This is a genomic window from Exiguobacterium sp. RM11 (assembly GCF_059821525.1).
Window position 1 is genome coordinate 2,022,106 of sequence record NZ_CM187558.1, and the last position, 20,961, is coordinate 2,043,066.

Consider the following 20,961-nt stretch of genomic DNA (forward strand, 5'->3'; position numbering starts at 1 on the left):
GAATCCGTTCAAAGAGGAAAGAAGATGCTTCCCGCACTTGAAAAATGGACACACTTCACCCGTGACTGTTCAAGCGAACAGTGATGATTCGTCTCATCGTTGGAGTGAACATGTTTTTTTCATGGCACGGTGTACCTCTCTTTCCTAAGTTACTGCCACCTTATCAAATTGAAAGCGGATTCGCAAGGGCGCACCCCACAATCTCCCATTTTTTCTACTCCTTTAGGCGGATGCGATACACTCTTTCCCGCGTTATGATGACAGTATATTCGAACAGTGAGGTGATGCATGATGCGTCGACGCATCCTCGTTCCGAGTGCCGTCTTGGCGAGCGTCGGAACGTTTCTTTATACACGATTCAAACGACGGCTTCCCCGCCCACGTTTTAAATGGCCGGAACGTCCAGAGCTGATAACCATCGATGAGACGCATGTGCAAGCGACGTGGATTGGCCATTCGACCGTCCTCATCCATTGGTATGGACTCAAAATTTTGACGGACCCCGTCTTCTCTAAACGAATCGGTGTCCATTTAGGACCGCTGACAATCGGAATGAAACGTCACACGGCCCCCGCCCTCTCCATCGAGGATGTCGGACCGGTTGACGTCATCCTGCTCAGTCACGCCCATATGGACCACTTTGACCATAAAAGTTTAAAACGACTCATCACCCGCGAGACGATCGTCGTCTCCGCTCCAGGGACGAGTCGCCTGCTCCGTCGATACCCGAGCCTGCAAACGCTCGAACTGCATCCGCATGACAAAGTGACTTTGGCGAACGGACTCGATGTCCGGGCCATCCCCGTCAAGCATTGGGGCAACCGTTTCCCATGGGACAAACATATGGGCTATAACGGCTATCTCCTCAAATACAAAGGGATCCGCATGCTGTTTGCGGGAGACACGGCGTACACCGACTCCTTCAAAGGGCTCGCTGACCGTGAACCAATTGACCTCGCGTTCTTCCCAATCGGCGCTTACCAACCGGACTCGTTCCAAGAGGCGCACTGTACCCCCGAACAGGCTTGGATGATGTACAAAGAGAGCGGGGCGAAGCGCTTCTTCCCGATGCATTGGGACACGTTCGTCCTCTCTTATGAGCCGGTCGAGGAGCCGTATCATCGGCTCGTCGCGGCCGCAAAACTGGACCGTGACCAAATTGTGATCAAGTCGCACGGGGAAAGCATCCGCCTATAGTTTTTCCTTTCCCTTCATGCAAAATTTCGGTAACGTTAAAGACGAGAGGGAGGGATTTGTTATGGAATGGACGACGTTAAATAATGACGTCAAGATGCCGATGCTCGGGCTCGGTGTGTATAAGGTCGAAGACGGCGCAGTGACGGTCGATACGGTCAAAGCTGCGCTTGAAGCGGAATATCGTTTGATTGATACGGCCGCGATTTATCAAAACGAAGAAAGTGTCGGGCAAGCGCTTCGTGAAGCAGGCATTCCTCGGGAGGATGTGTTTGTGACGACGAAGCTTTGGAATGAGTTCCACGGGTTCGATGAGGCGCTCCAAGCGTTTCAGGATAGTCTCGACCGACTCGGTCTTGAGTATGTCGATTTGTTCCTCATCCACTGGCCGATGCCACGTTTCGGGAAGTTCGTCGAAACGTATAAGGCACTCGAACAGTTATACGAAGAAGGACGTGTCCGTGCAATTGGCGTCTCGAACTTTGAAGTCGAGCACTTAGAACAAATCATTCAGTCGTGCTCAATCGTCCCGGCCGTGAACCAGGTCGAGATCCATCCGTATTTGTCTCAAAAGGAATTGATTGCTTTCTGCAAACGATATGACATTCAAATTCAGGCGTGGAGTCCACTCATGAAAGGACGCGAAGCGCTCGAAGACGACACGATTGTCGAGATTGCGAACCGTCACGGCAAGTCACCGGCTCAAGTCATCTTGCGCTGGCACTTACAAAACGGGGTCGCCGTCATCCCGAAATCGGTGACACCGAGTCGAATTAAAGAGAATATACAGGTATTCGACTTCACGTTGACGAAAGAAGAGATGGCGGCGATCGATGCGCTCAACCGTGATGAGCGGACCGGCTCCGACCCGAAAGAGATGCATAAAATCCATTATTGAGGAGTGAATGACATGTTCAAAAAACTGGCTTCTGATTTGACTGGCTTTAGCGACATCGGTGAGGTGATCGATCCGTCCGACTTCGATAAGGCGGATGCGGATGATTACGTCCTTCACGAAGACAATGAAAAGATTTATTTCTTGATCAAGTCGAAATCAGATGAGTATTGTTTCACCAACTTGTCGATGATCCACCTCGATGGAACGAGCGCCATCAGTTCGAAGCGCGTCCTCTATCGTTATCCGTATTCACATTATCCGATCAAGCACGTCATGTTTGAGACGGCGGGTACGGTCGACCTCGATGTCGAAGTCAAATTCTCAATCGGCGACAAAGCGTACTCGATCGACATCAACAAAAAGCAAATCGAGCATGTGAAAGATTTGTATAAGGCACTTCTCGCAATCGAAGAGATTCAACGGGAAGGTCGTCGTATGATGGAGTATGCGAACACGTCGCTCACACACTCAGTGTCGATTTTGAGCGGGCTCCGCGAAGGCGACATGAACGTACCGAACACGTTCAAGGAATTGAACGAGCAATCGTTCGATTGGCTACAACGTCACTATCATGAATGGAACCGAAAAGACTTCGGAGCGGTATACGAGAAGTACATCAATAACTAAAAAACAACTCCTCCGTGGGGCATTCGCCCTCGGAGGAGTTGTTTTATTTCTCATCATCAATCAACTGTTCGGCCAATCGTTGATACAAGTGGCTCATGTGTACGGCAGACGCAATGGCGAGCGACCGTTGGATACCATTCTCTTTTTCGACCGATGTGCTCAAAAGCGTGTCTGCCTGCGTTTCAAACGCTTCTAAATTCTTCACTTTCTGCGCTTGATACGCTTCATAAAAATCCTCGAGTGAGAACGTCTCGTCCGACTCGTTCAACGGTCGGAGCGTCTCTTTGATGTCATTGATCGACAGGAGACCTTTCATCTCATAAATCAAACTGAGTAACATCAGATGTTCGTTCGTATACTTTTTATTTTTGACAGGATGGAACAACTTGCCCTTGGCGTAGTTGTTGATCATCGTCTTCGTCAAAATCGTCTCATCCTCGTCCCGCTTCATCTTCCCATAATGTTGCTCGAACAATTGGATGACCTGGTCCATGTATAAATCGACAGTCGGCAATACGTCCCTCGGGAGCGTCCCTTCTGTTTCGGTAATATTTTTCGCTTTCATCCGTCTCACCTCACCTTCAAGTATAAAGAAAACTCTCATTTGTCGAAAGGTACACCTTGCTGTTTGTTCCTCTTCAGTATATCATGTAGTTATCGATACTACATGATGTGATAAGGAGTGTTTTTACATGAATTCGATTTTCCGTGAACCGATCAACGCGCTAACGCATCTCGCTGGCGCGGTACTCGCTTTCATTGCGCTGATTGCGATGGTCGTCAAAGCTTCACTACTCGGCTCGCCCCTTGCGATTATGGCTGCGATTTTATTCGGGATCAGCCTCGTCTTTCTTTACTTATCGTCAGGTCTTTACCATAGCATCATCGCCTCACCGAACGTCATCGCCTTCTTCCGGAGAATCGACCATGCGATGATTTACGCATTGATTGCGGGTACATATGCGCCGCTCACGCTACTCGCGCTCGAGGGACCGACACGCTGGGTCCTCTTCGGTACCGTACACGCACTCGCCTTGTTCGGCATCGTCTTCAAACTCGTCTGGTTCCATGCCCCACGTTTCTTATCGACCGCGCTCTACATCGGGATGGGCTGGCTGTCCGTCTTCTTTATCGGACCGCTGCATGACGTGATTGGTAACGCCGGCATCTTCTGGCTCGTCCTCGGGGGCGTCATGTATACGATTGGTGGGCTCATCTACGGGTTCAAGCCAAAATTCGTCAATTGGCGGGGATGGGGATTCCATGAAGTGTTCCATTTGTTCATTTTGTTCGGAAGCTTTGCCCACTTCGTCTGCGTCTTCTGGTACGTCTTTTAAGTCCTCCTCGTGGAGGGCTTTTTTTGTGAGCCGTTTCCTGTACTTTGAATTCAAGATTTCCTACACTAAGGACAGGAGGGATTCATGATGAAAATTGAAGTATGGTCAGATTATGTCTGCCCGTTTTGTTATATCGGGAAGCGTCGTCTAGAAGAGGCGCTCGAACAGTTCCCACAGGCAGACCAAGTAGAAGTCGAATTCAAGAGTTTCGAGCTCGACCCGAACGCGCCGACGAACGATTCACGCACCATTTATGAGGCACTCGCAACGAAATATCGTATGTCGATTGAGCAAGCAAAAGGAACGACGGCACAAGTCGCGGCTCAAGCCCGCGAAGTCGGACTCGATTACGACTTTGAGAACATGGTCGTCACAGGTACACTCGACTCCCATCGTTTGACGCATTATGCGAAGACGGTCGGGAAAGAAAAAGAATTGTCGGAAGCGTTGCTTCAGGCTTACTTCGTCGATGCCAAACACATCGGGAACCACGATGTCCTGCTCGAGATCGCGACAAGCGTTGGTCTTGACCATGACGCTGTCCGTGACGTCTTGACAACGGACGTGTATACGGAAGACGTCCGGGCCGAAGAGAAGCGCGCAAGCGATCTCGGGATCACAGGTGTCCCGTTCTTCGTATTCGACAACAAATACGGAGTGTCTGGTGCTCAACCGACGGAAGCGTTCACGCAAGTGCTCGAAAAAGTCTGGTCTGAAAATAACCCGTCAATCCAAGTCCTATCGAACGGTGCGACGTGCACCGACGACAACTGTGATATTTGATTGATGAAGAAGCCGACGTTCGGCTTCTTTTTTGTGGTATTCTCCACCCTACTACTTGATAATAGTGATTAGCATATAAGAATCGAGGACTACATCTATGTGGAAAAATCGGAACGTCTGGATCATCTTGACGGGCGAATTCGTCGCCGGTCTCGGTCTATGGCTCGGCATCATCGGTAATTTGGAATTCATGCAAGACCGTGTTCCCTCTGACTTTGTGAAGGCGGTCATTCTCGCCATCGGGTTACTCGCCGGGGTCGCCATCGGTCCGCTCGCCGGACGCCTCACTGACCAAGGCTCTAAGAAAAACATCATGCTCATCTCAAGCATCGTCCGAGCGCTCAGCGTGCTCTTCATGTTCGTTGCCATTGAGACGAATTCGGTCGTGTGGATGGTCGTCTTTTTGATTATTTTACAAGGGTCGGCGGCTTTTTACTTCCCTGCCCTACAGGCAGCGATTCCGCTCATCGTGAAAGAACGGGAGCTCCTCGCCTTGAACGGCGTCCATATGAACGTTTCGACGTTGTCACGTGTCATCGGGACGGCGATTGCCGGTGTCTTGTTGACACTGATTTCGCTCCGTAACGTCTATGCGCTCTCCCTCGTCGCCTATCTGTTGCTTGCGGTCGCGACGCTCTTCTTAAAGCTAGATGAATCGAAGACACCGTCGGCGAAAAAGATCGATGCGAAGGCGTCGAGTGGCTTCAAAGATGTCTTTCCAATCATCAGATCGATCCCGGTCATCTTCATGACACTCGTCATGACGCTCATCCCCCTCCTCTTTATCGGAGGATTCAACTTGCTCGTCATCAACATTAGTGAGTTGCAGGATTCGACCGCGATCAAAGGATGGATTTATACGGCGGAAGGACTCGCCTTCATGACAGGTGCCTTCATGATCAAACGGATTGGTGAAAAATTCTCGGCGTTCTCGATTTTATTCTCGTTCTCGTTTTTGATTGGTGTCGCACAACTGATGCTATATTTTGCGGATATTCCATTTATGTCGATTGCGGCATTCGTCCTCTTCGGCTTCTCGGTCGGTTGCTTCTTCCCGACGGCGGTCACGATTTTCCAGACACGGATGCCAAAAGAATATCACGGGCGCTTCTTCTCGTTCCGAAACATGCTCGACCGGATTATCTTCCAAATCGTCCTTCTCGTGACAGGATTCTTCCTCGATTTGATCGGACTTCAGCTCATGGTCGTCTTGTTTGGAATCAGTTCGATTGCGATGACCGCAGCGTTCCTCGTCTATACACGTAAACATAAACTGCATATTGAAGAAGACTCTGCTGAGAAGATCTCTTCTTAATTAAAACAAGCGATGACCGATGTCATCGCTTGTTTGCGTCTTCGAGCTCTCGCCACCATGTCGTCGTATCATTCCGACCGTCGAGTGTGATCCGCTCCCCAATCTTCGGAGTGAGGACGACCTCTTTCGGTAAGAGGGACGCCATCTGTTCCGCCGGGTCAAACCAATCGTGGAACGACAGCGTGAACGCCCCCCAATGAATCGGCATCATTTGGTCAGCGCGTAAATCGTGAAACGCCTGTGCCGTCTCTTCCGGCTGCATATGGACGTCTGGCCAGCGCACGTCATATTGTCCGCATTCGAGTGCGGCGAAATCGAACGGTCCGTACTGTTCACCAATCATCTTGAAGTGCGGCGCGTAGCCGCTGTCCCCGCTGAAGAAGAGACGATCTGTCTCGCCGAGGACGACCCATGACGCCCATAACGTGCTGTTGCGATCCGTCAGAGAACGACCGGAGAAGTGACGTGCCGGCGTACAGACGAACGTCCAATTCCCGAACGTATACGACTCGTTCCAATCTCTCTCCACGATTCGCTCAGCACCGACACCCCATCGTTTCAAATGACTCCCTACACCGAGTGGCACGATGAACATGGCGACCTTGTCTTTAATCGCAAGGATCGTCCCATAGTCGAGATGGTCGTAATGGTCATGCGTCAACAAGACGACATCGATTTCAGGCAAGTTCTCGAGGTCGAACGGCAAATCTTCACTGAAACGCTCATTTTTGGCAAACGGAAGCGGCGATGGGCTGCGTCCGAACATCGGGTCGACGAGCATCGTCTTCCCGTCCATTTGTACCATGAGCGCCGAATGACCGAGCCAGTAAATTCTCGTGAAGCTCGAACCTGTCTTCTCCTCGAAATCGATGGGCACAATCGGAAGGCGTTCACTCGGCTTACGAAGCGACGTCACATCACGATAGTCACGAGCCATCGACACCATGTCCTCTGCGGAAAAGTTCATCGGTGTCTCGTATTGATTACGGAATTTCCCGTTGACCTGGTTCGGGGATTGAATTGATTTCGGTTTTCGTCCGAGTGGTTTGTACTGTGTCAGAATCGTCCCGGTGACAGCCGCCATTCCGACTAATGAGAGCAACATCGTCTTTTTCATCTAGATCCTCTTTTCTACAAGTTCGTTGCATTGATTATAACGTGCATGTCTTCATCTTATATCGGTTAGTATGCAGATTCACTTATCTTTCAAAAAAATGGCGTGCTCTTGACTTAAGTCAATGTGAGCCCGCTCCCACCCTTTTATGATGGAGACAAGATCATTCGAAAGGAGTTTTTCTCATGAACCATTCATCTGTCCGTTCACAACGACGTGCCGCGCTTTGGTCCGGGATCGCTCTCGTCCTCATGGCACTCGTTGCCTTTTTCGCGCAAGGGTACGTCTACCAATCACTCGTCATTGAAAATCAGGCGATAACGACGTATGAACACTTACTTAGTCATCCGACACTGTTCCGTTTCGGCATCATCGGCTGGGGGATCATTGTCGTGCTAGACCTGATTGTCGCTTACGGATTATACCGTTTCTTCAAACCGTTCCGTGCCACATTCGCCTTACTCGCCGGGACACTTCGCTTTATTTATACGCTCATTCTCGCCTTCGCTGTTTTACGCCTCGTTGAAGCCGAGCGTCTTCTCCACACATCTGCTTCAGCTAGACAAGTGTATGAAACGGTCTCATCATTTGAAACCATTTGGTCGCTTGGCTTGATTGTATTCGGCCTTCACCTCATGGCAGTCGGGTGGATGGTGATGCGGACCCGAATCATTCCAAGAACCATTGGAATCCTACTCGTCGTCGCCGGTTTCAGTTATACGATCGTTCATGCCCTTTACCAATTCCCCACGCTTGAAAGCATGACGACTCGACTCGAGCTCATCCTCATGCTTCCGATGTTCGTCGGCGAGTTGGCCTTTGCCGTATGGTTGATCGTGAAAGGAAGAATACTTCCTATACATGATGTCACTCGACAATCCGCAGGTGACGCGTCGCCCGCTTCTTGATTCGACTGAGTGACTCCGGTGTGATGCCGAGATAGCTCGCCAGTTGATACTGTGGGACCCGATGAACCAAGTCAGGTCTCTTCTCCATCAAGGTCTGATACCGCTCCTCCGGTGTGGACGACATGAACGAGGCAAACGCATCTCGCATCGTCCCCATGTCTTCTTGCATCATGTCACGCGTCATCGCCTCAAGGACAGGATTCCCCTCGTATTGTTCCTGCTCTGTCGCAAGGTCTCCGACGACGAGACAACATTCCTCTATACACGCTAACGAATACGGTGATCGTCCATCTGCATGATGTTTCGTCAATATGGTGATGCTTTGTTCTTCCGTGATGAAATCGACAGTGTGGTCGTTCCCGTCTTCGTCGACTTTATATTGACGAATGCAGCCACTCAGCACGAAATAACATTTGGTCGGGACGTCTCCTTGATGCAATAGAATTGTCCCTTTCGGAAACATGGCAATCGGTACATCCGCTACCAACCGCTCACACTCGTTATCACTCAAATCCGTAAACCGTTTCATGTATTGAATCAAGACGTCTTTCATCCCGTTCACTCCTTTTCAAGGAAAACCGATCTAGTCCCTCAAGCATAGCAGGTTTCACAATTCAAAAAGACCTGCCCCACTGCTTTGGTGGGACAGGTCTTCGATTAAGATTTTTGTAAGATTTTAATGTCGTTGATGATGTCTTCTATCGGGACGTCTTGGAAACCAGGATACGCTTTGATGATTTTGCCTTCCTGGTCGACCAAATAGAAGTACGTACCGTGGTCGACTTGTGTACCTTCTTCAGGCTTCCGGACGAGTGCTTTGAAGTTCTCTTGGGCGAACGTTTCAATCTCGTCTTGCGAGTAGCCCGACAAGAACTGCCAATCCGCTTTCGCCAGGTCATAACCGCTCATGAATTCTTTCATCTTCTCTGGAGTGTCCACGGTCGGGTCGACACTGAACGAGACGAATTGCACGTCTTCGACGCCCTCTTCTTCGAGCGCTTCATTCAGCTTCGTCATGTTATACGTCATCGGCGGGCAGACCGTCTCACAGCTTGTGAAGACGAAGTCTGCCATCCACACTTTCCCTTTTAAATCTTCGAGACTGACCATCTCTTCTTCTTGGTTCATGTATTCAAACGATTCGACTTCCCAGTTGAGCGGGTCCTCGATTTCTTGTCCGCATCCTGCTAGGACGATGAGCATCGTCATCAAACTACCAATCCACCATTTCTTCACACGTTCCAACTCCTTATCGCTTTTTGACATTCCACATGAGGATGGTGATGAGCGTGAAAGCCGTCAATGCGAGGAACGGAATCGTGATGAATCCGAGCCAGTTGATGTATTGACCGCTGCACGGAACACCTTGTGCACAAGGCTGAATTTCTGCAAATCCCGGCACTTTTTGTACCAAGTAATGGTAAAGTGAAACAAAACCGCCTATGATAGTAAGCGGTAACACATATTTTCGCACCGCCCGATCTTCCGTGAAGACGGCAATCCCTAGGATAATCGTCAGCGGATACATAAAGATGCGTTGAATCCAGCAAAGTTCACATGGCACAAACTCCCGAATCTCACTGAAATAGAGACTCCCGAGTGTCGCCGTCAACGCGACGAGCCAAGCGAGATACAATCCATATTTTTCGAAAAATGACTTCATCTTATAGATCCTGCTCGATCAACTGTTGGATTTGTTCGTAGTCGAATGGGTCCTCGAGCATCACACCGTTGATCATGATCGAAGGTGTGAATTGAACACCGTTCTCTTTCACAAGCCCGTCGTCCGTGCTGACTTTTTCGAGCACGGTCGAGTTTTCGCCAAGGTCTTGTTCAAGTTGTGCCAAGTCGACCGATGTCGTCTCACCTGCGATTTCTTTCAACTTCTCGACCGTCACCCATGCGTTGTCGTGTTGTTGTGAAGCCGGTTGCGCGTCATAGAGCGCTTTATGGAACTTCCAGAACGATTCAGGATCTTGCTCGTACACCGACTCGGAAGCGAGGGATGCCAAAATCGATTCTTGTCCGTGGAACAAGACGTTAATATAGCTGAAGCTGACATCTTCCTTGTCGAGATAATCCGCTTTCAGTTGCGGATAGATCGTTTCGCCCCACTGTTTACACGATGGACATTTATAATCTCCGAACTCGACAACCGAGACTTTTGCGTCCGAGTCTCCGAGTGTCGGTTGTCCCTCGATTGACACGTGATCGCCTCGGTCGACCGTTGTCGGCTCATCTTGATTGAGCAAGACGAACACCAATGCAATCAATGCGACCGCGACGACGGTCATGATGACCAACCATTGATTCTTTTTCATTCTCTTCACCTCTATTTATTTTTCGACTCGTCTTTCATTATAGCGGAAGCTCTTTCACCTATCACGTGTTCGACTCGTTTTTCATAATTGTCTTCATTTCAAGCTTTAGGAGGTTTTACTCGCATGATCAAGTCTTTTACGATGCGCCTCGGTCTCATTTTGGCGCTCAGCATCGCCACGCTCGTCTTTTTACTGACGATTGCACTCACATCCCTGATCAGTCATCGGGCATCTGATTCGCTCGAACAAGAAATCGGGGAACGTCTTTCTACGACATCACATCAATTGGCGGACAAACTCGACTTTTATATGTGGTCACGCTATCAAGAGGTCCAACTTTTACAAGGGCTCGACCTAGAAGACCCGGACGCGACACGACGACTCCTCAATCAAGTTCAGTCGAACATTCCAGCATTCTCTTGGATGGGTGTCACGGATGCGGAAGGGACTGTCGTCGCTTCTACGAACGGCATACTCGAAGAGGCGTCCATCGCTGAGCGCCCGGTGTATCTCGAAGCGAAAGAAGAGCCTTTTATCGGTGACGTTCACGAGGCGGTCCTCTTAGCTGAACTGTTACCGAATCCGACGGGTGAACCGCTCCAATTCGTCGATATCAGTGTCCCCTTATTTCAAGACGGGACGTTTCAAGGGGTGCTTGCCACTCACTTGAGTTGGGCATGGGGAAAAGAAGTACTCGGACATTTTAATCGGACGCTCCATGAACAAGTCGACGATACGGATTTGTTCGTCGTCAGTGAGCGAGACAACGTGGTGCTCCTCGGTCCAAACGACCTAATCGGAAAACCGCTCCCCGTGTCGTTTACGGAAGGAGCTTCCGTGAAAGAATGGGAGGATGGACGGGACTATCTGACGGGGATGTCGATTGGGGAAGGGTATGATGAATATCCTGGACTCGGTTGGCGTGTCGTCGTCCGTCAACCGGCAGCCATCGCTTTCGCACCAGTTGACGCGCTAGAAACGAGAATTCTATGGATTGGTCTCTTCGCATCGCTTGTGACGGCCGTTCTCGGTTGGTTACTCGCTTCCGTCGTGACGAGACCGTTGAAACGAATTACTGAAACGGCTTCGCTCATGGAGCAAGGAAAAGTAGATAAATTTCCGCATCAATCCGGAATCAAAGAGATTGAGTCACTCGCATTCGCACTGGAATCGCTCGTCACATCCCTTACAGAGTCAGAATCGGAACGGGTGCACTTTGAGCTCCTTGCGAACCGTGATGCGCTGACCGGTCTCTCGAACCGCGTCGCCTTACGTGAGCAGTTGAATCAACTGCACACTTCGAAAGAGCCATACGTTTTCTTTTATATCGACCTCGATGGGTTCAAGGCGGTAAATGATACATACGGTCACGCGGTCGGCGATGAATTGTTAGTCGAAGTCGCAAGGCGGCTACAAACACTTACAATCGATGACATCTATCCGGTCCGCTTGAGCGGGGATGAGTTCTTTCTCATGTTCCCAAGACATGAACGTTCGATTCAAGATATTCAAGAAATCGGAACATCCATCATTGATACGCTCTCAACCCCTGTGATGCTCGGTCTCCTGTCGGTAAAGGTCGGGGCAAGTATCGGCGCATCGATTTGGTCGCCAGCCGAGCCTCCACACGTCGCCATCGAACAAGCGGACGACGCCTTATATCGGTCAAAAGCGAACGGGAAAAAGCGGCTTTCGTTCCATGAGTCGTTCGAATGATTACTGGCACCCATACGAAAAGGAGTTCGTGATGAACTCCTTTTTGCTTACTCTTCGGTTTCCATATTCACGTCTTCCTTCTGCTCTTCCTCTTCGGGCATCGGCTCCAAATCCATCGTATATACGTATTCCTCACCGAAGTTGTTTAAGATGAACAACTCTTCTTCCGCACGTGTCGCGAGTCCGTTCGAAAATCCGATGACGGCGTACATCTCCTCTAGAAGAAGATCTTGTTCTTTGTCAATCTCATCAAAGATGGCTTGTTCCCATCGTTCGATGATTTGACCGAGTTGACGATAATCTTCGGACTTGATTTTATTCTTGTCCCGTAGCAACTCTAAATAGTCGCGGACCTCTTTCAGATTGTCGTGCGTCATCGGGATGGCACCCGCTTTTTCTGTCGCCAAGATTTTTTGGTGCGTCATCAGATGCATCGCATCGACGAGATTCCCTTTGTTTAATTTTTTCTCATCGTCAAAGACGAGTCCCGTCGTCTCCTGCGGGTCGATCCGGCGCGTCACGTTTTGACGCTGTCCGAGCGGGTCTTCTTCTCTAATGATGTCAATCAATTCAAGCGCTCGTTCATACTCTTCTTGCGTCAAATTGTCCCGGTCGAGCTCACTTTGATTCGGTCCCATCCAATACTGATAGAATGCATATGTAGCAATGACCACTATTACTAAGACAAGTCCCATCCAAGGAACCCATTTTTTCCATTTCATTTACCATTCACGCCCTTTTACTGATTCTCTCCATCAAGGATAACATATATACCTTGCTAAAAATTCCAATAAAAGGTTTTTAATCATAGCCTTAAACAAAAAAGTACCCGCCTCCTGATATCGGAGCGGGTACTTCCTCTGTATCTTATGCCTCGAACAACAATTGTTCTGGATCTTCAATCATCTCTTTGATGTGCTTGAGGAATGTCACAGCCTCACGACCATCTACGATTCGGTGGTCATATGAGAGTGCGACATACATCATCGGACGGTTTTCCATCGTGTCCGCGTCGATTGCGACTGGGCGGAGTTGAATCGAGTGCATCCCAAGGATGGCAACTTGTGGTCCGTTCAAGATTGGTGTTGAAAGAAGTGAACCGAACACGCCACCGTTTGTGATCGTGAACGTACCACCAGTGAGGTCACTCAAACCAAGCTTGTTGTTACGCGCTTTATCCGCAAGGTGAAGGATGTCTTTCTCGATTTCACCGAAGTTTTTACGATCTGCTTCACGGACGACAGGGACGACGAGACCGTCTGGCGCCGATACGGCAATCCCGATATCGTAGTACTTCTTCAAGACGATTTCATTCCCTTGGATTTCAGCGTTCAAGTAAGGCATGCGCTTAAGAGCCGCGACCGCTGCTTTCGTGAAGAATGACATGAAGCCTAGTTTGACATCATTGTCTTTCACGAACTTCTCTTGGCGACGTTTACGAAGTGCCATGACTGCCGACATATCGATTTCATTGAACGTCGTGAGCATTGCTGCCGTCTGTTGCACTTCTACGAGACGGTTGGCAATCGTTTGACGACGACGTGTCATCTTGATGCGCTCTTCTTCTTTCCCACTCGCAGCCGGTTGCGGTGCAGGTGCTGAAGCAGCTGGTTTTTGCTCTTTCACAGCTGGTTTGTCTTCATGTTTTGAGACGTCATGGACATTGATGCGTCCAATCGGATCATTCGTTTGAACAGCTGAGAGGTCGATGCCTTTCTCACGAGCGAGTTTGCGAGCAGCAGGTGTTGCGATTGGTCCTTTACCTGGACTCGCGACGTGCTCTTCGCGTTTCTCCACTTTCTTACCTTCTTCAACAGACTCCGTTTTCTTCTCAGTCGGCGCTTCTGTTTTTGTTTCTGTCGCGTTTTCTGTCTTCGTCTTCGTCGCGACAGCTGTTCCGCCACCAGAACCTGAACCGAGACGTGCGATGACGTCGCCAACTTGAACCGTATCCCCTTCTCCGGCAAGTTGTTCTTCTAACACACCCGCTTCGTCAGCCGGGACTTCGATATTGACTTTATCGGTCTCGAGCTCGACGATAGCTTCCCCTTTTTCGACTTGGTCGCCTGGCTGTTTGAGCCACGTCGCGACCGTTCCTTCCGTAATGGATTCTGCTAATTCAGGTACTTTAATTTCGACCACAATGAGTTCCCCCTTAACTTATTTACGATCTTTTTGGTATGTGCTCGTGCCTGCACCGCTCGAGACGACGTCGCGAGAGAGTGCTTCACGGATGATGCGTGCTTGTTCTTGTTTATGGGCTGTCGGATTTCCTTCAGCCGGACTTGAGCGTCGGCGACGACCGATATAACGAACATCGAGTCGGTTCGTCGTGACCGCTTCAAGGCGAGGCTCGATGTACGTCCAAGCCCCCATGTTTTTCGGTTCTTCTTGTACCCAGACGATTTCGCGCGCGTTCGGATAACGGCTGATGATGTCACGAATCTCACGTACCGGGAACGGGTAGATTTCTTCGACCCGAATGATGTGCAAGAAGTCGAGTGACTCTTCTGACTTGCCGACCGCTTCCGCGAGGTCGATCGCCATCTTCCCTGTGCAGAAGACGAGACGTTCGACTTTCTCTGCGTTCTCACCGAGACCTGGCTGTTCAACGATTGGTTTGAAGCTCTCTTCCGTGAACGCCTCGATTGGTGACGTCGCAAGCGGATGACGAAGCAGACTCTTCGGTGTCATGATGATCATCGGACGAATCTCTTCCTTGCCGAGCATTTCAGCTTGACGACGGAGAATATGGAAATATTGTGCCGCAGACGAAAGGTTTGCGACTGTCCAGTTTTTCTCACCGGCAAGCGTCAAGTAACGCTCCATCCGTGCACTCGAGTGCTCTGGTCCTTGTCCTTCGTAACCGTGTGGCAAGAGCATGACAAGCCCTGATTTTTGACCCCATTTCGCACGACCGGCCGAGATGAACTGGTCGAACATGACTTGCGCCGAGTTCGCAAAGTCACCGTACTGAGCTTCCCACAATACGAGCGTGTCTTGGGCGAATACGTTATAACCGTATTCAAATCCAAGAACTGATCCTTCTGAAAGCGGGCTGTTGTAGACAGAGAACGAAGCTTTCGCCGTCGACAGCTGATGGAGTGGTGAGAACTTCTTCCCTGACTCGACATCGTTCAACATGATGTTCCGTTGGGCGAACGTTCCGCGCTCCGAATCTTGACCGCTCAAGCGTACCGGCGTACCGTCTGAAAGAATCGAAGCGAAGGCGAGCGTTTCCGCATGACCCCAGTCGATTTTTCCACCTTCACCGAATGCGTCACGGCGACGATCGAGTACTTTTTGAAGTTTATGGAACACACCGAATCCTTCTGGCCAGTCAAGCAACTCTTCGTTCAATTGAGTGAGGAGTTCGAGTTCCACGCTCGTATCGACTTTCGGGAATCCTTTATGGACCGCGTCCGGCAAGACGATGTCAGCATCCTCTTCTTCAGAAGGAACGAGGTCGCGTGCTGCTTTAAGCGCCTCTTCGATCTTTTGTTCGATTTGTGTTTTCTCATCTTTTGTCATGACGCCTTCTGCCTCAAGTTGCTCGGCATATACGTGACGGACAGACTGATGTCCTTTGATTGCTTTATAAAGAACCGGGTTCGTATTCATCGGTTCGTCCATTTCGTTGTGACCGTAGCGACGATACCCAATCAAATCGACCAAGATGTCCTTATGGAATTTGGCACGATACTCACTGATCAACTTCGCGACGGCGACACATGCTTCCGGGTCGTCCGCATTTACGTGGAGGACCGGAATCTCATATCCTTTGGCGATATCACTCGCGTAACGTGTCGAACGTGAATCGTTCGGGTCCGTCGTGAAACCGATGGTGTTGTTCGCAATGACGTGAACCGTTCCACCCGTACGATAACCCGTCAAGTTCGTCATGTTGAGCGTCTCCGCGACAATTCCTTGTCCTGGGAACGCCGCATCTCCATGAATCAAGATCGAAGCTGCCAAATCATCTTGTTGTACAGCCGAACCTTTTTTAGAACGATCATCTTGCGCGGCACGCGTGTACCCTTCAACGACCGATCCGACGAATTCAAGGTGACTCGGGTTGTTCGCCAAATTGAGACGTACTTCTTTTTGTTGTTCAAGCACTTTTCGGTCAAGACCGAGGTGATATTTCACGTCGCCTGACCAACCGAAGTTGATGCCGATTGATCCTTCAGACGGAATCAATTCTTTATTTGGTGCATGTTGGAACTCCGCAAAAATCATCTCGTACGGCTTGCCGAGTACGTGAGCGAGTACGTTCAGACGTCCACGGTGCGCCATTCCGATGTTGATATGTTCAGACCCGCTCGAGATCAGGCCTCCGACCATTGCGTCGAGTAACGGCACCATCGCATCCAATCCTTCGATGGAGAAGCGTTTCTGTCCGACATATGTCTTATGAAGGAATGATTCAAACAGTTCTGTCTCAGCTAGACGTTTGAACAATTCGATTTTTTCTTCTTTTGAGAAGGTTTGTTTCAATGCGCCTTGTTCGACTTGACGGCGAATCCACTTCTTCTCTTCCATATCGTCTAGGTGACGGAGTTCGATTGCAACCGTCCCTGTATAGACATCAAGCAAGTGACGGAATAACTCAAGGGCACTCGCATTTGGTTTCGGTGCATCGTCTGAAAGAAGACGGGCCGGAATTTGTTTTAAATCTTCTTCTGTCAAATCATAACGAGACAGTTCGAACAATTCTTGTTCGCGCGGATGGTCTTTCAATGGATAAATATCCGCCGCCTTATGACCGAACGCACGGATGTCGTTGACGAGACGTGTCGCCGAGACGACCTTCTCTAAGTCAAACGACGGACCCGAGGCCGGTACTGCTGTCGGTGATGATTCTGGTGCCCCGTTCTCGTCGAAGTATCGACGTGTCTCCTCATCGACCGAAGACGGGTCTTCTAAATATTGCTCGTACAGTTCAATGATGTAGCCTAAGTTAGGACCATAAAATGCTTGCGATTTCTCGTGAACATTCGACGACTCTCCCATTGAATAAATCCCCCTTATCCATTCCTAAACGTCCAATCTGTGAACGCTTTCATTTTAACATGTAGCCCGAAGCCGTTCACTCTTCTCTTACCCTAGTGAACAAAACCAAATCTTGCCTCTTACGCTCAACTTCATACTACACCTTTCATGCTAGAAAGACCCTTACAAATTCACAATTCGTCCATACTATTCCGATAAGTTTTGCTTATCGATAAATTGTGTCTCAAAAGATTTGTTTCAAACATTTCAAAAAAAGATGAAACCTTATTTCAAACAAGCCCGTAGAAGGGGATGTAGGAAGAACACTATCACTCATAAAAGAAAGTTAGGTGACCACATGTTATCCGTACAAAATGTCCATAAGAAAATGGGAAAAGCAACGGTATTGACGAATGTCAGCTTTGATGTCGTACCAGGTGAAATCTTTGGTTTCCTGGGGCCAAACGGTGCCGGGAAGACGACAACTATTCGAATCATTACAGGTCTCATGCCTGCAACACACGGGACCGTGACGGTCGATGGGTATGACGTCGCGAACAACCGCCAAGAGGCGCTCAGCCGAATCGGAGCCATCGTCGAGAATCCGGCGTTTTATCCGTACATGACCGGTCGTGAGAACTTGATTCACGCCATGAACTTGATTCCGAACTTAAAGAAAGTCGATTTGAACGCACTTGGTGCGCTCGTCGGACTCGACGGAAAGCTCGATATGAAAGTCAAACAGTATTCGCTCGGGATGAAACAACGCCTCGGGATTGCCCGCGCCTTGTTGCATAATCCAAAAGTACTTATCCTTGATGAGCCAACAAACGGTCTAGACCCAGCCGGGATTGCCGACCTTCGGAATTACTTACGCCACCTTGCGGATCACCGCGGCATCGCCATCCTCATCTCGAGTCACTTGTTGAGTGAGATGGAACTGATCACGGACCGCTTCGCCATCATTGACCAAGGACAAATCAAATCAGTAGAAGACGGTCAGACGAAAGCCGATAGCGTCATCCTCTGTAAAGTAGCGAAAGAACAGATGAGTGATGCACTCGATGTCGCAGCTCTCGCTTTCGATGATGTAAAAATCGTTCAACAGTCTGCCGAGTCGTTCATCGTGCCACGTCAGGAGACCGATATCCCTGTCCTACTGAAGCGGTTGATTGAACGTGATATCGCCGTCTATCAGATCGGCATGAAGCACGAGTCACTCGAAGAACAATTCTTGAAATTGACGAAAAAAGAAGGAGGTACGAACAATGCGTTCATTACTCAGCAATGAATGGATGAAATGGCGCCGCACGATTAAACCTTACGTCGCCTTAGGTGTATACACCGCGATCATCCTCATCGTATACGCTGTATTAGCCAGTGGTGAAGGGACACCAGAAGCGGCATCGTTCTTTGAATTCTCAACGATGGGCGCCATCGCCTTCCTCAGCATCTTTACCATCGTCTTTACAGCCGAGATGGTCGGGAATGAGTTGAAATTTGATACGCTGAAGCACCTCTTGATGAGTCCGTATTCCCGAGACCGCATCTTGTTGTCAAAACTCGTTATGGCCGTTCTCGTCATGTTGCTCCAATTCGTCTTTATTTTAGTCGTCGCGTTCGGGTTCTCACTCACGTTAGACGGCTCTGTCACATGGGACGTCGTTCGCCCTATTCTCATCAGTGTGAGCGGACCAATCTTCATCATCTTCTTGACGCTCATGTTCTCGGTCGTCTTCAAGTCAGTCGGCGTCGTCATCGGTTTTACGGTGCTCGCGAACTTCGCCTCAAGTATCATTGGGGGTCTTCTCGTTGCCTGGAAACCTGAACTCGCAAAATGGATCGTCTTCTTGCATTCAGACCTTTCTATTTATGATGTGAATCCAGAATTCATGAAAGCGATGGATGCTACGATGGGCTTCTCCATCTTCTATGTCGCCCTTCATATCATCGCCTTCTATCTCATCACGGCATTTATGTTCCGTAGCAAAACGTTTGCGGAATAAGCATACTTCAAATGAAAAAGTGGTACCTCTTTGCTATAGGAGTTTTATAGTAAGGAGGTATTTCTATGTCTAAGACGGCATTACTCATTATTGATTTGTTCAATGATTTTGATTTTGAAGGTGGCGACATGCTACGTAAACATACGGAAGCGATTGTTGAACCGATTCTTGAGCTTAAAAAGCATTTTAAAGAGTTGGACTTGCCCGTCATTTATTGTAACGATAACTTCGGACAATGGAAAGATAGCACGGAAGACATCATTGAGTATGTAAAAGCTTCTAATGGTGAACATATTGCCTCGCAAATCGAACCGGAAGATGAAGAGTATTTTATTATAAAACCAAAGCACTCCACTTTCTTTGGAACTCAGTTAGATATTTTACTTCGTCAGTTAAACGTGACGAAATTGATTTTTACCGGAGTCGCGACGGATATTTGTATCCTCTTTTCTGCAAATGATGCATATATGCGTGACTATAATATATATGTACCTCGTGATTGTGTGGCGGCAGAAACATCAAAACGTCACGAAAGTGCCTTGACGATTATCAATAAAGCACTGGGAATTGAAATATCTCCTGTGTCTGAATATATGAGTCACATTCAAAAGTGATTTATAATAATCATCGCGGTCACAAAACCCCAACATTTAGAACGTTTTAAAGCTCTTCTTTTAAGCTATTCTTAAGTTATAACTGTCAGTAAAGGGTGTGATATTTTGTACCTAACAATCGGATTAGCCTTGCTCGTCTGTTTGCTTGCAATGATTTTCACTATTATGGTCGGGCTCGGGAAAGACCGCTCCACGTACAACCAAAAGAAGAGCTGGTCGATGGTATCTTGGCTCTACATCATCTTGCTTCCTGTCTCGTTCATCGGACTCGGACTCCTCTACTATTTCATTACGAAGTAACGTAAAAAATCACGACGCCAGAAAATAGGCGTCGTGATTTTTTCATGCGATTAAGTCGCTCCAAATTTTGATGGTACTCGCTAAGATGAGTAGCGCTAAAATCCATTGGAGTGCTTTCGTATTCATATTCTTCCCGACATTCGCCCCGATTGGAGCGGCAATCAGGCTCGCGATAATCATAATGATGGCCGGACCCCAGACAATTTGATCAGTGATGATTTTACCGAACGTCGAGCCAATCGACGAGATGAAGGTAATGGCGAGGGAACTCGCGATCGCCATCTTCGTCGGGATGCGTAAGACGACAAGCATGATTGGCATGAGAATGAACGCCCCCGCTGCCCCGACGATTCCCGCCGCAATCCCTACGACGAAAGCAGAGCTTGCCGCAATCACTTTGTTGAACTGCACTTGATCAAGCGGCATGTCGTCCACTTTCGGCTTCGGCAAGAACATCATGATCGTCGCAATCGTCGCTAGTACGGCATATACGACATTGATCATCGTCTCCGATAGAATCGTCGACCCGTATCCTCCAATGAAGCTTCCGATCAAGACCGCCACACCCATGTAGAGGATCAACTGTTTGTTTAAGTATCCACCCTTACGATAGGCATAAATCCCACCGATTGTCGCAAAGAACACTTGAATCGCACTAATTCCCGATACTTCGTGCGCGCTGAACGCCGCAAATCCTAAGATTGGTGGAATGTATAACAGCATCGGATACTTGATGATCGACCCACCAATCCCGACCATCCCTGAAATGAACGACCCGATAAACCCAATAAGAAAGATTGTAATGATAAACCCGAACTCCATATTGACTCCTCCAT

The 20,961-nt window shown here is 49.0% G+C and carries 22 protein-coding genes; 12 read left to right on the forward strand and 10 right to left on the reverse strand.

The annotated features are described in order from the left end of the window. Nucleotides 1–291 precede the first annotated feature (291 nt). The 3 genes from AC5LIL_RS10550 (at nt 292) to AC5LIL_RS10560 (ending at nt 2,719) form a co-directional block, all read left to right on the forward strand. Nucleotides 292–1,197: an MBL fold metallo-hydrolase gene (locus tag AC5LIL_RS10550; protein WP_339962472.1), complete on the forward strand. Its 906-nt coding sequence runs from the start codon at nt 292–294 to the stop codon at nt 1,195–1,197. A 61-nt stretch (nt 1,198–1,258) separates the two neighbouring features. Beyond that, nucleotides 1,259–2,092, forward strand: coding sequence for an aldo/keto reductase (locus tag AC5LIL_RS10555; protein WP_499824099.1), 834 nt, complete (start codon nt 1,259–1,261; stop codon nt 2,090–2,092). Nucleotides 2,093–2,104: 12 nt separating this feature from the next. Further along, the gene (locus tag AC5LIL_RS10560) at nt 2,105–2,719 is read left to right on the forward strand and encodes a PH domain-containing protein (RefSeq protein WP_214747806.1); all 615 of its coding nucleotides are present in this window, start codon (nt 2,105–2,107) and stop codon (nt 2,717–2,719) included. A gap of 43 nt (nt 2,720–2,762) precedes the next feature. On the opposite strand, the gene AC5LIL_RS10565 is transcribed toward AC5LIL_RS10560, so the two are convergent. Continuing rightward, entirely contained in the window at nt 2,763–3,284 is a 522-nt protein-coding gene (locus tag AC5LIL_RS10565) for a DUF1836 domain-containing protein (RefSeq protein ID WP_499824100.1), read from the reverse strand. A gap of 127 nt (nt 3,285–3,411) precedes the next feature. On the opposite strand from AC5LIL_RS10565, the gene trhA reads away from it, so the two are divergent. From trhA to AC5LIL_RS10580, 3 genes are all read left to right on the forward strand, one after another. Further along, nucleotides 3,412–4,056 (forward strand): PAQR family membrane homeostasis protein TrhA, encoded by a 645-nt coding sequence (trhA, locus tag AC5LIL_RS10570; RefSeq protein ID WP_074032708.1) that lies wholly within the window; start codon nt 3,412–3,414, stop codon nt 4,054–4,056. An 87-nt stretch (nt 4,057–4,143) separates the two neighbouring features. Next, entirely contained in the window at nt 4,144–4,839 is a 696-nt protein-coding gene (locus AC5LIL_RS10575; protein WP_499824101.1) for a DsbA family oxidoreductase, read from the forward strand. Nucleotides 4,840–4,936: 97 nt separating this feature from the next. Beyond that, a complete protein-coding gene (locus tag AC5LIL_RS10580) occupies nt 4,937–6,154 on the forward strand; it encodes an MFS transporter (protein WP_499824102.1) in 1,218 nt (405 codons plus the stop codon). A 22-nt stretch (nt 6,155–6,176) separates the two neighbouring features. Here the strand turns inward: AC5LIL_RS10580 and AC5LIL_RS10585 are convergent, their stop codons facing one another. Beyond that, nucleotides 6,177–7,271 (reverse strand): MBL fold metallo-hydrolase, encoded by a 1,095-nt coding sequence (locus AC5LIL_RS10585; protein WP_499824103.1) that lies wholly within the window; start codon nt 7,269–7,271, stop codon nt 6,177–6,179. A gap of 182 nt (nt 7,272–7,453) precedes the next feature. Between AC5LIL_RS10585 and AC5LIL_RS10590 the strand changes: the two genes are divergently transcribed. Further along, entirely contained in the window at nt 7,454–8,176 is a 723-nt protein-coding gene (locus tag AC5LIL_RS10590; protein WP_499824104.1) for a DUF4386 domain-containing protein, read from the forward strand. Here AC5LIL_RS10590 and AC5LIL_RS10595 read toward each other — a convergent pair. From AC5LIL_RS10595 to AC5LIL_RS10610, 4 genes are all read right to left on the reverse strand, one after another. Then, on the reverse strand, nt 8,136–8,729 hold the full coding sequence (locus tag AC5LIL_RS10595; RefSeq protein ID WP_499824105.1) for a Crp/Fnr family transcriptional regulator: 594 nt from the start codon (nt 8,727–8,729) through the stop codon (nt 8,136–8,138). The two genes, AC5LIL_RS10590 and AC5LIL_RS10595, sit on opposite strands and share 41 nt — an antisense overlap. A gap of 104 nt (nt 8,730–8,833) precedes the next feature. Continuing rightward, a complete protein-coding gene (locus AC5LIL_RS10600; protein ID WP_499824106.1) occupies nt 8,834–9,421 on the reverse strand; it encodes an SCO family protein in 588 nt (195 codons plus the stop codon). A gap of 4 nt (nt 9,422–9,425) precedes the next feature. After that, the gene (locus tag AC5LIL_RS10605) at nt 9,426–9,839 is read right to left on the reverse strand and encodes a disulfide oxidoreductase (protein ID WP_499824107.1); all 414 of its coding nucleotides are present in this window, start codon (nt 9,837–9,839) and stop codon (nt 9,426–9,428) included. A 1-nt stretch (nt 9,840) separates the two neighbouring features. Next, nucleotides 9,841–10,497: a DsbA family protein gene (locus AC5LIL_RS10610; RefSeq protein WP_074032702.1), complete on the reverse strand. Its 657-nt coding sequence runs from the start codon at nt 10,495–10,497 to the stop codon at nt 9,841–9,843. Nucleotides 10,498–10,620: 123 nt separating this feature from the next. Between AC5LIL_RS10610 and AC5LIL_RS10615 the strand changes: the two genes are divergently transcribed. Next, on the forward strand, nt 10,621–12,213 hold the full coding sequence (locus tag AC5LIL_RS10615) for a diguanylate cyclase domain-containing protein (RefSeq protein WP_499824108.1): 1,593 nt from the start codon (nt 10,621–10,623) through the stop codon (nt 12,211–12,213). A gap of 47 nt (nt 12,214–12,260) precedes the next feature. Here AC5LIL_RS10615 and AC5LIL_RS10620 read toward each other — a convergent pair whose 3' ends face one another. From AC5LIL_RS10620 to AC5LIL_RS10630, 3 genes are all read right to left on the reverse strand, one after another. Continuing rightward, nucleotides 12,261–12,935, reverse strand: a complete 675-nt coding sequence (locus AC5LIL_RS10620) for a DUF6241 domain-containing protein (RefSeq protein ID WP_143406611.1) — start codon at nt 12,933–12,935, stop codon at nt 12,261–12,263. Between the two features lie 145 nt (nt 12,936–13,080). Continuing rightward, on the reverse strand, nt 13,081–14,355 hold the full coding sequence (gene odhB, locus AC5LIL_RS10625) for a 2-oxoglutarate dehydrogenase complex dihydrolipoyllysine-residue succinyltransferase (protein WP_499824109.1): 1,275 nt from the start codon (nt 14,353–14,355) through the stop codon (nt 13,081–13,083). Nucleotides 14,356–14,373: 18 nt separating this feature from the next. Next, nucleotides 14,374–17,226 carry a 2-oxoglutarate dehydrogenase E1 component gene (locus AC5LIL_RS10630; protein ID WP_499824110.1) on the reverse strand — a complete coding sequence of 951 codons (2,853 nt, stop codon included), beginning with the start codon at nt 17,224–17,226 and terminating at the stop codon, nt 14,374–14,376. Nucleotides 17,227–17,563: 337 nt separating this feature from the next. On the opposite strand from AC5LIL_RS10630, the gene AC5LIL_RS10635 reads away from it, so the two are divergent. The 4 genes from AC5LIL_RS10635 (at nt 17,564) to AC5LIL_RS10650 (ending at nt 20,125) form a co-directional block, all read left to right on the forward strand. Then, complete coding sequence (locus tag AC5LIL_RS10635) at nt 17,564–18,496, forward strand: ABC transporter ATP-binding protein (protein ID WP_074032697.1); 933 nt, start codon at nt 17,564–17,566, stop codon at nt 18,494–18,496. Next, nucleotides 18,474–19,211 (forward strand): DUF2705 family protein, encoded by a 738-nt coding sequence (locus AC5LIL_RS10640; protein WP_074032696.1) that lies wholly within the window; start codon nt 18,474–18,476, stop codon nt 19,209–19,211. Before AC5LIL_RS10635 ends, AC5LIL_RS10640 begins: the two co-directional genes overlap by 23 nt. Nucleotides 19,212–19,276: 65 nt before the next feature. Next, entirely contained in the window at nt 19,277–19,825 is a 549-nt protein-coding gene (locus tag AC5LIL_RS10645) for a cysteine hydrolase family protein (protein WP_499824111.1), read from the forward strand. A gap of 105 nt (nt 19,826–19,930) precedes the next feature. After that, nucleotides 19,931–20,125, forward strand: coding sequence for a hypothetical protein (locus tag AC5LIL_RS10650; protein ID WP_499824112.1), 195 nt, complete (start codon nt 19,931–19,933; stop codon nt 20,123–20,125). 42 nt (nt 20,126–20,167) lie between these two features. Here the strand turns inward: AC5LIL_RS10650 and AC5LIL_RS10655 are convergent, their stop codons facing one another. Beyond that, the gene (locus tag AC5LIL_RS10655; protein WP_499824113.1) at nt 20,168–20,947 is read right to left on the reverse strand and encodes a sulfite exporter TauE/SafE family protein; all 780 of its coding nucleotides are present in this window, start codon (nt 20,945–20,947) and stop codon (nt 20,168–20,170) included. Nucleotides 20,948–20,961: the final 14 nt, after the last annotated feature.